14 protein-coding genes are annotated in these 13,002 nt (G+C 37.4%); 8 read left to right on the forward strand and 6 right to left on the reverse strand.

What is annotated here, in order from left to right:
* Positions 1 to 56: 56 nt before the first annotated feature.
* Positions 57 to 845 (forward strand): class I SAM-dependent methyltransferase, encoded by a 789-nt coding sequence (locus J536_RS14030; RefSeq protein ID WP_032063166.1) that lies wholly within the window; start codon positions 57 to 59, stop codon positions 843 to 845.
* A gap of 26 nt (positions 846 to 871) precedes the next feature.
* Positions 872 to 1,405 (forward strand): hypothetical protein, encoded by a 534-nt coding sequence (locus J536_RS14035; RefSeq protein ID WP_032063168.1) that lies wholly within the window; start codon positions 872 to 874, stop codon positions 1,403 to 1,405.
* Positions 1,406 to 1,457: 52 nt separating this feature from the next.
* On the opposite strand, the gene J536_RS14040 is transcribed toward J536_RS14035, so the two are convergent.
* Positions 1,458 to 2,021, reverse strand: coding sequence for a hypothetical protein (locus J536_RS14040; RefSeq protein ID WP_017387028.1), 564 nt, complete (start codon positions 2,019 to 2,021; stop codon positions 1,458 to 1,460).
* A 139-nt stretch (positions 2,022 to 2,160) separates the two neighbouring features.
* A complete protein-coding gene (locus J536_RS14045; protein ID WP_032063169.1) occupies positions 2,161 to 2,628 on the reverse strand; it encodes a Holliday junction resolvase-like protein in 468 nt (155 codons plus the stop codon).
* Between the two features lie 158 nt (positions 2,629 to 2,786).
* Here J536_RS14045 and J536_RS14050 point away from each other — a divergent pair, with 158 nt between their 5' ends.
* The 4 genes from J536_RS14050 (at position 2,787) to yccS (ending at position 7,723) form a co-directional block, all read left to right on the forward strand.
* On the forward strand, positions 2,787 to 3,431 hold the full coding sequence (locus tag J536_RS14050) for a ParA family protein (protein ID WP_005804567.1): 645 nt from the start codon (positions 2,787 to 2,789) through the stop codon (positions 3,429 to 3,431).
* A gap of 124 nt (positions 3,432 to 3,555) precedes the next feature.
* Positions 3,556 to 4,674 carry an AI-2E family transporter gene (locus J536_RS14055; RefSeq protein WP_002117074.1) on the forward strand — a complete coding sequence of 373 codons (1,119 nt, stop codon included), beginning with the start codon at positions 3,556 to 3,558 and terminating at the stop codon, positions 4,672 to 4,674.
* A 125-nt stretch (positions 4,675 to 4,799) separates the two neighbouring features.
* The gene (gene sodC, locus J536_RS14060) at positions 4,800 to 5,369 is read left to right on the forward strand and encodes a superoxide dismutase family protein (RefSeq protein ID WP_075383285.1); all 570 of its coding nucleotides are present in this window, start codon (positions 4,800 to 4,802) and stop codon (positions 5,367 to 5,369) included.
* Positions 5,370 to 5,572: 203 nt separating this feature from the next.
* Positions 5,573 to 7,723, forward strand: coding sequence for a YccS family putative transporter (yccS, locus tag J536_RS14065; RefSeq protein WP_032063171.1), 2,151 nt, complete (start codon positions 5,573 to 5,575; stop codon positions 7,721 to 7,723).
* A 41-nt stretch (positions 7,724 to 7,764) separates the two neighbouring features.
* Here yccS and J536_RS14070 read toward each other — a convergent pair whose 3' ends face one another.
* Both J536_RS14070 and J536_RS14075 read right to left on the reverse strand, forming a co-directional pair.
* Positions 7,765 to 8,994, reverse strand: a complete 1,230-nt coding sequence (locus J536_RS14070) for an MFS transporter (protein ID WP_005067162.1) — start codon at positions 8,992 to 8,994, stop codon at positions 7,765 to 7,767.
* Positions 8,995 to 9,362: 368 nt separating this feature from the next.
* Complete coding sequence (locus tag J536_RS14075) at positions 9,363 to 9,731, reverse strand: hypothetical protein (protein ID WP_014207798.1); 369 nt, start codon at positions 9,729 to 9,731, stop codon at positions 9,363 to 9,365.
* A gap of 237 nt (positions 9,732 to 9,968) precedes the next feature.
* Between J536_RS14075 and J536_RS14080 the strand changes: the two genes are divergently transcribed.
* Entirely contained in the window at positions 9,969 to 10,556 is a 588-nt protein-coding gene (locus tag J536_RS14080; RefSeq protein ID WP_014207799.1) for an NAD(P)H-dependent oxidoreductase, read from the forward strand.
* A 13-nt stretch (positions 10,557 to 10,569) separates the two neighbouring features.
* A complete protein-coding gene (locus J536_RS14085; protein ID WP_032057273.1) occupies positions 10,570 to 10,884 on the forward strand; it encodes a putative quinol monooxygenase in 315 nt (104 codons plus the stop codon).
* A gap of 45 nt (positions 10,885 to 10,929) precedes the next feature.
* Here J536_RS14085 and J536_RS14090 read toward each other — a convergent pair whose 3' ends face one another.
* Complete coding sequence (locus tag J536_RS14090) at positions 10,930 to 11,298, reverse strand: hypothetical protein (RefSeq protein WP_017400479.1); 369 nt, start codon at positions 11,296 to 11,298, stop codon at positions 10,930 to 10,932.
* A 93-nt stretch (positions 11,299 to 11,391) separates the two neighbouring features.
* The gene (locus tag J536_RS14095) at positions 11,392 to 12,801 is read right to left on the reverse strand and encodes an FAD-binding oxidoreductase (protein WP_002116692.1); all 1,410 of its coding nucleotides are present in this window, start codon (positions 12,799 to 12,801) and stop codon (positions 11,392 to 11,394) included.
* Between the last annotated feature and the right edge of the window lie 201 nt (positions 12,802 to 13,002).

Below are 13,002 nucleotides of genomic sequence, written 5' to 3' on the forward strand. Positions count from 1 at the left end.
TATGATTGCGGAGTATCTTATTTTATAGATGCCAGTCAGATTAAAAAGCGCAAAATATGACACAATCCTTACATCCTGCCGCTCAAAAAGGCTTCAGCTCAGCTGCTGAACTTTATCAGCAAGTTAGACCTAATTATCCCGCAGAAATAGTAAGTTGGCTGCAAAATTGCCTACAAATACAGGAAAAATCTACTGTTATTGATCTTGGATCGGGTACTGGCAAATTCTTACCCTACTTAAAACAAACACATGCTGATGTTATTGCAGTTGAGCCAATTGGCGAGATGTTACAGCAGCTTCAACAAGTTTATCCTGATATCAAAACATTACAGGCTTTTAGTAATTCAATTCCTGTAGCAGATCATGAAATTGATGCCATTATTTGTGCGCAATCTTTTCACTGGTTTGACAATCTCGATACCCTAACAGAAATGCATAGAGTATTAAAACCAAAAGGACATTTAGGGCTAGTTTGGAATCAACGCGACGAACGTACAGATTGGGTCAAGGCTTTAGCTGACTTCCTACTCCCTCTTGAAGGTGATACACCTCGTTATCATAGTGAAAAGTGGAAACGTGTGTTTGAACAACAAGATTTATTTGTATTTGATAGCCTACAAACATTCACACAGTCACAACACGGTTCTGTCGAACAAGTCGTGAGTAAACGTTTACTCTCTACGAGTTTTATTGCTGCAATGACTGAAAAAGATCAATTACAACTCAAAGCGCAGTTTGAAAAAATTGTTTATGATTTTACGGGATTAGGTCCTCAAGATCAGATTGATTTTCCATATGTCACATATGCATATCACTTTCAGAAAAGTACGTTACCCGTTAAATAATTAGTGAATAGGTTTGGTTGAAAGTTATGAAGAAGAAAACACCTCAAATCATATTAATGTCTTTGCTTTGCTCTAGCCTATTTCTGACTGCTTGTAAAAAAGCGGATGAGCCTGCTAAGACGGAGCAACCTTCTAGCACCTCATCTACCGATCAGGTTTTAGAAAAACTGAATGAAAGACCTGTTAAAACCTTCCCTGCCACTGCTGATGATGCACACGATATTGCGCTGTTAGAGGATTATGACCGTCGCTTTACAGAAATGAGTGACGAAATGGAAAGTGAATTAGCAAAAATGCATGAAGCTGGAACCCTCACTACAGAGTTTGAGCAACAGCGTACTCTCGATAATGTGCGCTCTTCTCTGACCATGTTAAAAGATTTAGATTTAAAAACTGAGCAAGGCCGTTACATTCAGGGTCTACTTTATCAATATTGGGAAAACCAAGAAAAACACTTGAGTGATAAGCAAACCAATAAAGATGAACAGATAAATGATCTTGCCGACTATTTACAAGCACAAAATCAATTAAAATATTGGAAAGCATCGCAACAGAAATAAACAATGTAGTGGTTATAAAAAAGCCTTCAAACTTATGAAGGCTTTTTTCAAATTATATATTTTGCTTTTCAACCCAATGAATTGCCTGAACGCGGAATAACTCACATGCACCATCACCCGTATCAGTCGGCGTAAGTGAAGATTTCCAGACTAAATTTTTGTCCTTAATCTCGACAAGGTCACCTTTTAGATAAACTAAATCACCACGTTTAACCTGTTTAATCTGCTGAGCAATCTCAGGGTTTGCAGGAATGATGTGCATGTTAGACACCATTTGCATTGCTTGCTCTGCTGGAACAGGTAATTTGGGAATTTTCCAGTTTAAATAACGGTCATATTGTTTCACTGAAATATGACGTGCGATTTCAGGCTGTGCAAACAATCCCCAACTTACGGCATAGTCAATAGGAGAAAATTTAGCTTGTTCATCATTTTGATAAACTTTTGAACCCAAGATTCTGAAATTGCCTTGAAAAGGTTGTAATACAGAAATAGATTGATCTTTTTCTATCGGACTCAAACCATTGGCTATATTATATTCACTTGAGGTCGATGCAAATGTTGAACTCATGCCAATCGCGGCAAGTAAGCCCATCATCAAACGTTGTTTTTTCATCGTGTTACACCTCAAATATTGCTAGATCAAAGTAAATAGATCTTCAATTTATAATAGCTTTAAGCGATGAAAAAAATATCGAAATTTAGTAACAATACAGATCAATTTCGTCTATTTTTGTGCTGAATTAATCAGCTCGTTAACCTTCGAAATCTATTCTCAACGTTTCAAAACGAACCTTGCCTTGTTGAACAGCTTGAGCAATTGCCTGTTGACCTTTTGTAAGTCTAGCTCCACCACTTTTTACATCGAGCAAAATAATATTGATGTCTTCTGCCGTACCATCGCCATCGCGAAAATCGGTATATCCATCAAAAATAATATAATCCACCGGATCGCCCATGAATTTTGCATCGCTTGGTAAATACTGAAATTCAGGTAAAACCGGAGCAAATTGTTCTGCCATTTTTCCTTTCAACACCGCACGACTTGTATTTACACTTCTCTTTTGTGCTTGAGTGAGAGCTTGTTGATGCTCTAATTCAAGTTCAGCAATATATTGCTCATATTCAGCCTTAATTCGTCCATTACGTGTATTTGATAAAATAAGAGTAGTGATAATGATGCCAATTCCAGCACCAATAAGCATGGCAAGCCATACAGACATAAATTTTCCTTAAAAAGCACGAATTAAGATTACAGATCTAATCATATCTAAAATAACGAAACAGCTTAAACTTTTGTCAAATGTGGTCATCTCCTTCACATAAAAAGATGCTAAGGTATAAAACATAAACAAATGTGCTGCTGAAAATAATTGGATTTATGAAAACGATACTTATTGCAAATCAAAAGGGCGGATGCGGAAAAACCATGACGGCCATTACGTTGGCAACAGCATTGGCACAAAAAGGATATAAAGTAGCATTAGCAGATTCGGACAATCAAAAATCGGCTTTACAATGGTTAAAACAGCGCCCTGATACCGTTGCAACGATTCAAAGCCTAGACTGGCGTCATGAGAAATCAATTGGTGATGCACCCAAAAATCTGGACTATTTAATTATTGATGCGCCTGGTGCTCTGTCAGGTGAGCATGCTGAACAACTTATTAGTGAAGCTCATGCCATTATTACTCCGCTTCAGCCTTCATTTTTTGACATAGACAGTACTCGTCGCTTTTTGAAGCATTTACAAGATATTAAACGTATTCGCAAAGGCAAAGTACAGATTTTGCTTCTTGCTAACCGTGTAAAACCAAATAGTGCAAGCTCAAAAGATATCCAGCAGTTCTTTGAAAAAATTGAACAGGAACCTGTTGCATGGATTGCTGAACGCACTGCCTATGGCAGCTTAGCAATGCAAGGTTTAAGCATTTTTGATAAACCGCAAAAAAACTTTATTAGTATCCAAAATCAATGGCAACCTGTTCTAAACAAGTTAATTGAAGATAAAGCTGAGTGGTTTTAAAGAAATTTTAGCCTTTAAAACGGGATGTATAAGGTTCTTTACATTACGGCCTTAAAATTTGCCTCAGGTTATTTTTCAGTTAATATGACTTTATTCTATGTAGAAAATTAGAGAAATATTGTTCGTGCATCCATACGCTCCTAATTTACAGCGCGTTTTATTGTTTGGGCTGTTTTTTATTTTGATTTTTTTAGGATTTAATATCCTGAAATATTTTATTGTTCCTGTACTTTGGGCTGCCATCATTGCATATATGACTTGGCCTATTTATTTAAGAATTCAGCGCTTTTTTGGAGAATCACGTAATACTTTAAACGCAACCCTAATGATTAGTCTGGTCATTTTGGTAGTTGGCATCCCCTTTACATGCGCGGTTTTTATTTTGCAGCATGAGGGGCGTAACTTATATTTTGATTTACAACGTCAGGTTTTTTCGGGTCATTTAAGCGTTCCAGATTTTATTCGTGATCTTCCTTTTGTAGGAAAAGAGATTTCTCGTACACTCAATGAGTTAAACAACGACCCTAATAGTACGATTCAAAATATCGCAGCTTGGGTACAAAGCCATTTAAGTTATGGTCGCGTGCTGCTTGGTGAAATTAGTAAAAATATTGTCAAACTTGGCTTTGCAGTATTCAGCCTATTTTTCTTCTATCGTGATGGACAAATGATTTTATCTCAAGTGAGTAAAGCTTTAGAAATGGTCATTGGCCCTCGTATTCATCATTATCTCGATACAATTTCTGAAACAACTCGTGCAGTAGTCTATGGTGTGGGTTTAACTGCAATTGCTCAAGCCGTTTTAGCTGGATTAAGTTACTTCGTAGCAGGTGTACCAAACCCTATGGTACTCACTATTGTTACTTTCTTATTGGCTTTAATTCCATTTGGTACTCCAATTTCTTATTTAGGCGTTGGCTTATGGTTGTTCTCTCAGGGACAAACCATGGAAGCAATTGGTGTTGTGGTTTGGGGTGTGCTGATTGTTAGTAGCTCGGATAATGTGATTAGACCACTCGTCATTTCTGGTGCCACCAAAATTCCTTTCTTATTAATTATGTTTGGTGTATTAGGCGGTATTGCGAGTTTTGGCTTAGTCGGTTTATTTATTGGCCCTGTAATTTTGGCTATTTTACTGGCAATTTGGCGTGAATGGTTACATGAAACGATTGAACCTGAACCTATGCCAAAAACGACCATGATTTATGATTCTGAGAGTGAATCGTCTAATGATGAAAAGTGACATAGAGATTTAATTTAAAAATGTTTCTAGATACAAATTAACTATTTAAATTAACTTGTAGGTCAGACCTCTGTTTGTTTGAATCAAACAATCATATATATTTATAAGGACATCCAATCATGCAGATGTTTAATAAAATTGGCGCAGTCTGTGCGCTTACAGCCCTTTTTACCGTTGGCTGTAGTTCGGTAACTAAAACTGTATCTGACACAGCCCAAGCATTAACCTCAATGCATACTAAAAAAGTGGTCGACGTAAATGAAGTGACAGCTAACGGTATTGGAAAAAAAATAGGTACGATTAGCTTTCAAGATAGCGACAAAGGCTTAATTATTACCCCTGCTCTTGCTGATTTACCAAGTGGTACTCGTGGTTTCCATATTCATGAAAACGCTTCTTGTGCACCTGCTGTAAAAGATGGAAAACCTGGCGCTGCTTTAGCTGCCGGTAGCCACTATAACCCGAACCAAGCCCCTCATCATGGTACTCCAACCACTGGCCATTTAGGCGATCTACCTGTTTTAGTTGTCGATAATACAGGTGTTGCAACAACTGCCGTAATCGCACCTCGATTAAAACTTGCTGATATTCAGGGTCGAGCGATTATGATCCATGCGGGTGGTGACAATTATTCAGACTCACCTCAACCTCTTGGCGGTGGCGGAGCACGAATTGCGTGTGGCGTGATTAAATAATTTATGTATTTTTTAAATTGTGGGTATCTAAAAAGATATCCACAATTCTGTTAATTTATTGATCGTTACAACTTGGTTTAAGTCTAATAAAATCTAAAAAAATGACTGACTTTTGTAGATAAAAAGAATAATATTTTTGAAGTAATAAAAATTTAAAGTTACATAGTGCTTCCTCACGTATTCTCTAATTTAGAACAAAAGCCGTGAATTATCTGACCCAAATATTTAATAGCTTTAAGACGAACTCTATTTTAATTTATTGCCTGCAAATTCTGATTGTACTCACTGGCACAACTTTAGGTTTGCTTTGGCTAGGCTATAATCAACTCATTGTTCCTGTAACCTTAGGCGCAATTGCAGCAGCATTGACAGACTTTGATGATCGTTTAAGTATTCGATTACGCAACTTGATCTATGTCTGCCTGCTCTTTTTTACAGTCAGTAGTATTCTTGGCTTTTTAGCTCCTTACAAAATTTTCTTTATTTTATATCTCTCTATCTCAAGCGCTTTTTTCATATTACTAGGCGCCTTAGGGCAACGTTATGCCACGATTTCTTTTGGCACGATTCTGCTCTCTATTTATAGTATGTTCGGTTTAGGCGAATACGCACATTGGTATCAACAACCTACTTATTTTGTTTATGGTGCTCTGTGGTACGGTTTAACTTCTATTTTATTTTTTATTATTAAACCGACACTTCCCTTACAAGATAAGCTCTCACAAATTTTTAAAGAAATTTCTGTTCTACTACAAGCAAAAGCTCGTTTGTTTGATCCGGACAATAAAGAGAATGTTGAGCAGCTTTTATATGAATTATCTCTACAAAATACGCAAGTTGCCCAAAGCCTCAATCAAATACGCAGTTCTCTACTTACTCGGCTCAAAGCTTCCAGAGTCAGTAATAAAAGTATCTATTGGCTAAACCTATATTTTTTCGCACGAGATATTCACGAGCAAGCCACTTCAAATTATTTACATTACGAACATATTCAACAGAATTTTAGCCGTAGTGATCTTATTTTCCGTTTTCAAAAAAACCTGCGTCTACAAGCACAAGCATGCCAAGACCTAGCTCAATGTATTTTATATAACCAGCCATATCAGCCTTCGCAAGAAAGTCAGAAAGTACTAGGACATTTGGAAAGTTCTTTAAAAGATTGGATACAACAACATCCACAAAATTTTGAAGTTAAAAATTTAAAACTTATTTTTGATAATTTAAAAGGAATGCATGAACAATTTGAACAACTGCAATATGCTCAACCTGTTCCTGAAAATAACACTCAAACAAGACAAGAACACTTAAATTTACTTGATGATGATATTCAAGGATTTTCAGATCTTATCTTAAAACTTCGGCAACAACTTACGCCACAGTCAGCGCTGTTTAGGCATGCCATACGAATTGCTGTGGTTTTCGCCGCAGGTTATGCAATTTCATTATTACCCTTTGCGCAGCATGGCTACTGGATTTTACTAACCAGTTTGTTTGTCTGTCAGATTACTTATTTTGCGACTAAAAGCCGTCTTAAATTAAGAACGATTGGTACCTTACTCGGTGTTTTATTAGGAATACCTATTTTATATTTTGTACCGAGTATTGAAGGCCAGCTCATCATTACAATTATTTGTGGAGTTTGCTTTTTTTACTTACGCCAAAAGAAATATGCTTTGGCTACGCTCATGGCTACCTTTATGGTGCTATTAATTTTTAACTTAAAAGGCGCTGGCTACAGTATTATTTTGCCTCGACTGATAGATACCTTATTAGGCTGCTTTATTGCATGGCTCGCCGTAAACTTTATTTGGCCCGACTGGAACTTTCGAAACATCCCCAATAATATTAATAAAAGCAGCAAAGCGACCTTAGATTATTTCAATGTGATTGTTGAGCAATATCAATATGGCAAAAATCAGGATATAGAGTACCGCCGAATTCGTCGTGCTGCGCATAACGCTCAGATTGAGCTATCCAACATGATCTCGAGCCTAAGTGCTGAACCGAACCCGAATCCTCAACTCATCCATTATGCTTTTCGTTATCTGGTTTATAGCCACAGCCAACTAAGTTACGTGGCAGCGTTAGGAAGCCAACGACAAAAAATTGATGATCAACAGGTATTACAACTCTTACTGGATTGTCAGCAAATTCTTAAACAGAGCTTATTTGATCCGGCTTATATTGATTTCAATTTCCTTGAGCAGACTTTAGCGCAAATTCAAAGCCTAACTACTCATGAGCACTTTTCAGAGAATTACACACTCGTGTTAAAACAAATCAGTTTATTGCTAGAAACCTTGCCAGAATTATTAACACTTAAAGACAAACTTTTAGAACATGAGATTAAGTAGAATAAAAAAAATACCGGAATATCACTTCCGGTATTTTTTATTTAATTGTTGCCTTGTTGAAGTCTTTCTTGCATTTCCTGCTTCAAAGCACTTCGCGGTTGGCTAAACCAAAGAGCAATAAAAGTAAATGCAGACAATGCAAAAGCCCATAAATGAAATTGTGTATAGAGATAACGTACAAGTTCAATCATTGCAAAGAAGCTCATCATCAGTAACATTGAAACTGCTGCTGCAACAGTTCCTTTTGATACCTCAGATGACATGAGCGCAAAACGATACAAGACCGAGAAACTAATCCCCTCACCAAAACAAATCAGTGTCATGCCTGTAAGCAAACATGGTATGAGATAGGTTTGCCACACTACACCTAATATTAAAATGAGTGTACCGGTTAGCATAATCGGCAAACCCATCATGACGGTTTTACCCAAAGGCAAACGGTCAATAATTTTGATTAAGACAATGTTGCCTACGATTAAACCCAAAAATACGGGGAATTGAGCTAAGCCATATTGCACACTGGTGAGCTTTAATTCATCTACTAAAATGATTGGAGATAAAGCAATCCATAGCATTAAAGGCATACCCACTAAAGGTAATGCGAGGCTTAAACCTAAAAACCGGCGGTTGGCAAACACCTTTTTAAAATCATCAAAAAGATAACTAAAAGGTTGCTTGGTTACACTGACTTGCTGGCTTGGCATCTGTTTTTTCAACCCGATCCAACTGAGTAATGCCAATACAGCGATGGCGACAAAGCCCCAGTGCCAAGACACATAATCAATTAAGAAAGCGCCAAGTACAGGTCCTAGCAAGGGTGCAAGTAATGAGATATTTGCCATGAGTGCCATGACTTTAATCGCATCACGTTCAGCAAAACTTTCTTGAATGGCCGCATAACCAACGGCTGAAATTACAGTTAAACCAATTCCCTGCAAAAATCTTAAAGCTAGAAATTGCTCGATTTGCGTCGTCAGTAAAATTAAAAAACAGCATAGAGCAAAGAATAAAACTCCTGCTAATAGTACTTTTTTACGTCCGAGACGGTCCGACAAAGGACCAAGTAACCATGCAACAGATGCGCCACCTAATAAATAAAATGACATCGAAGATGGTGCCCAAGTTGCACTTACACCAAAATCTTCAGTAATTGCCAACATGGCTGGCTGAATCAGGTCATTACCAATATAAACCGCAAATTCAAATAGCACTAAGGCCAAAGGAAACATCAACGTTGTACGGTTCAACGTTGTCGTTTGAATATTTTTCATGAGTTGTACACTTCAAAATAGCGGCCATATGTCTGTACGACTACCTATAAAATAAGATGTAGTCATGACGATGACATGTATGGTCAATCAATCTTTAGTTAAGTTGTTATATGCCGTGAGAGTGCATGTTTAGAGTGTGAAACACCGTATTCACAAGGTGTCTAAAACGAGAAAAAATATATGACGTGAGATTCGGTAATTTTTACCAATTGGCACAATTGCCGAGCGCAACAATAGCACTTTTTAAATTGATCAGCAATCATGCAATTTCAAGAAGCTTAAATTTCAGTTTTTTGCACAAAAGGGCATGCAAATTATGCTTGTGCACAAACTCAAAGTTATCCACATATTCGATAAAAAATTAAGCATCATGGGCAAGGATTAACTTGAAAATCTGTAGTTTCCTCTCCTTTTGTACATTGATAGCTTTGCTTTTTATTCACAATTTTCCAGATTTGCTGATCTCGTTTTAATAAATATTCAGTACGTGTTTTCGACACCGCATCTGGACTAGGCTCTGTTTGCAAAATAGTAACTTGAGCATTGGAAGGATCATCCGAAGCATTCATTTGCTGTGAAATATCTAAATTGCTTGCATCATTTAAAAGATCTGGTTGATCGAGTAATACAGCCTGTATAGGACTATCAGCAAGTTGAGCAGAAGAATTTTGAGGGGGAGCACAAGCTGTTAATATGCTTAAGCTGAAAATAATCAACAAACCATTCTTTTTCATCACTCTTCCCCTCTATTTACTCAAAATTAATGCTAAAGATAATAGGCCACTTTTTCCTTTTGAGCTTTGTAAATAAGTATAAACTTATTGATATTAATGAGATAGATTAATTTTAAATAGAAATCCAATAATAATTATTGATTTTTTATCAACAATATTTTTCCTATTCATGCATTTTTCTACAACAGTAAATCTCATAGAGTATGCGTCAAATACAGGAATTTAATGAGAGCAACATCCATGAGTAAGATTTTAGTGATTAATGGTGCTAAACAATTTGCCCACTCAAACGGTGAATTAAATGACACATTAACCACCCTAGCAACCACACATCTCACGGAACTCGGCCACGAAGTTCAAGTCACCCGTGCAGACAGCAATTATGATGCTGAAAGTGAAGTTGAAAAATACTTATGGGCAGATGTTGTTATTTATCAAATGCCAGGCTGGTGGATGGGCGCACCTTGGACAGTCAAAAAGTATATTGATGATGTCTTTACCACTGGTCATGGTTCACTTTATGCAAGTGATGGGCGTAGCCGTTCTGATGCCTCAAAAAAATATGGTTCAGGTGGTCTAATTCATGACAAAAAATATATGCTGTCATTGACTTGGAATGCTCCAATGGAAGCATTTGAAGATGCAGATCAATTCTTCCACGGCGTAGGTGTAGATGGTGTTTATTTACCATTTCATAAAGCCAATCAGTTCTTAGGCATGAGCACCCTTCCGACATTTATCGTAAATGACGTAATTAAAATGCCTGACGTTGATAGTTATGTTGAAGAATATAAAGCACACTTAAATACTGTATTTGCAGCAGCCTAATAAGGAGAAATCCATGCTAACCATTATTGCGGAAATTCGTACTAAATCGGGTGGACAGCATCGCCAGAACGTATTGGATGCCTTTCAAAAAATCATTCCAACTGTTTTAGCAGAAGATGGTTGTCATGGTTATGAACCTTTAGTTGATCACAAATCAAATGCGAGCTTCCAAACCCAAGAGCCTGACATGATTGTCATGCTAGAAAAATGGCAAAGTGTTGCCCATCTTGAAGCACATTTAGCGACGCATCATATGCAAGCACATCATGAAGCAGTTAAAGATGATGTAGTTGACGTTAAAATTAAAATTTTAGAAAACGGCGTATAATTTAGACTATAAAAAAAGACGATATATTTATCGTCTTTTTTATTTTTAAGAGCAAAGCTGGGTTTGAAAACCTCTAGAGCCTTTCCCTCTCGCGCATTGATAGCTCTTTTGCTTATTTTGCAATTGCCACTTTTCATCAACTAGCTTAAATGAATATTCTGTTCGGATTGCAGAAACAGAATCATCCATTAAACCTGTTTGGATAACGGTAATACGGGAAACTGTTGGAGATTCTACTCGGTTAAATACTTGCTGAACTGAGGTATTGTTATGCTCTTTTACGATCTCAGGCTGGGCTTTAAGTACTTGTTGCATCGGAGTTTCCGAACCCACAAAAGGAATTAATTTACTGGTCGTCGCACACCCAGTGAAAAGCCCAGCACAAAGCGCTGAAATTAAAAATAAACGTTGCATTTTTATCACCAAAACAAAAGCCATAGCTTTATGATGCTATGGCTTTGTCGGTTACTCTGTAGAAACTATGTAGTCCTACAAAATAGATCTAATTTAAAGATCGAATAATTTACCTGGGTTCATCAAACCATTCGGGTCAAATACTTTTTTCAAAGCTTTCATATATTCAATTTCTTCAGGCGAACGTGAATATTCCAAATATGGCTTTTTCGTCATACCGACACCGTGTTCAGCAGAGATTGAACCGTCGTATTTTTTAACGGTATCAAACACATATTTATTTACCACCTGACACTTCGCAAAGAACTCATCTTTGGTTAAGTTTTCAGGTTTTAAAATATTTAAGTGCAAGTTACCGTCACCGATATGACCGAACCAGCAAATTTCAAAGTCTGGATAGTTTTCTTGAACAATCGCATCAATTTCACGAATAAATGCAGGTACGTGAGTAATTAATACTGAAATATCGTTTTTGTATGGAATAAATGGCGCGATTGATTCAGAGATATCTTCGCGTAAACGCCATAAGCTTTCTACTTGGTCAAGGCTCTGGCTCATTACACCATCAAGTACCCAACCCTGCTCCATACAATGCTCGAAAATTTCCATTGCTTTATCGAGAATCGGCTCATATGGAGCTTCAAACTCAAGTAATACATAGAACGGGCATTGAGTTTCAAATGGGCGTTGTACATGTCCATGATCTAAAACTTTTTGCATTGCAAGTTCACCAAAGAACTCAAATGCAGTTAAGTCGATGTCTTTTTGGAAAGCATGTAACACAGGCATTACTGCATCGAAATCTGGAACACCTAAAACTAAAACTTGTAAGTTTTGTGGTTGACGCTCAAGTTTAATTTCTGCTTCGGTCACTAAACCTAATGTGCCTTCACCGCCAATAAACAAATGCTGTAATGCATAACCAGTTGCATTTTTAACCATGCCTTTGTTTAAACGCAGGATGTCACCTTTACCAGTCACTACAGTTAAACCAAGTACCCAGTTACGTGTCATGCCATATTTAATAACTTTAATACCACCAGCATTGGTACCAATATTACCGCCAATCTGACTAGAACCCGCTGACGCAAAGTCCACCGGATAATACATGCCTTGTTCTTCTGCATAATTCTGCAATTGCTCAGTCACAACACCAGCTTGAACACGCACCATACGGTCTGCCGGGAAGAACTCAAGAATTTGGTTCATTTTGTCCATGCTAATGACAATTTCACCATTGGTTGCTACCGCACCAGCAGAGAGACCAGTACGACCACCTGACGGTGTAATCGCAACATTAAACTGGTTCGCAAGCTTTACAACTGCCTGAACTTGTTCAGTCGTTGACGGAAAAACGATGACCGATGGGTTCGGATTAAAATGCTTGGTATGATCTTTACCCCAGTTTTCGAGACTATCAGCATCAGTTTTAATACGGTTTTCACCGACGATTGCTGTTAATTGGGTGAGTAACTCAGGTGTTAAAGCGACTGGAGCATTCATCGTTTGCAGACCTAGCAAGAAGTAAACTGTGGTGGGACTATGACCTCATAATTCTCAAGGTTCTCACCTGAGCAAAGTCATAATGTTCAAGGAACTCCTATATTCTACATGTATCCGCGCAAGCGATAAAGTTCAGATTAGAGATACTGTCACTACAAAACATGTTTAACGTAAATAAATGCTTTCTATGGGGCTTTCAGA

The organism is Acinetobacter sp. 809848 (assembly GCF_000581275.1).
In the GTDB taxonomy this organism is placed as follows: domain Bacteria; phylum Pseudomonadota; class Gammaproteobacteria; order Pseudomonadales; family Moraxellaceae; genus Acinetobacter; species Acinetobacter pittii.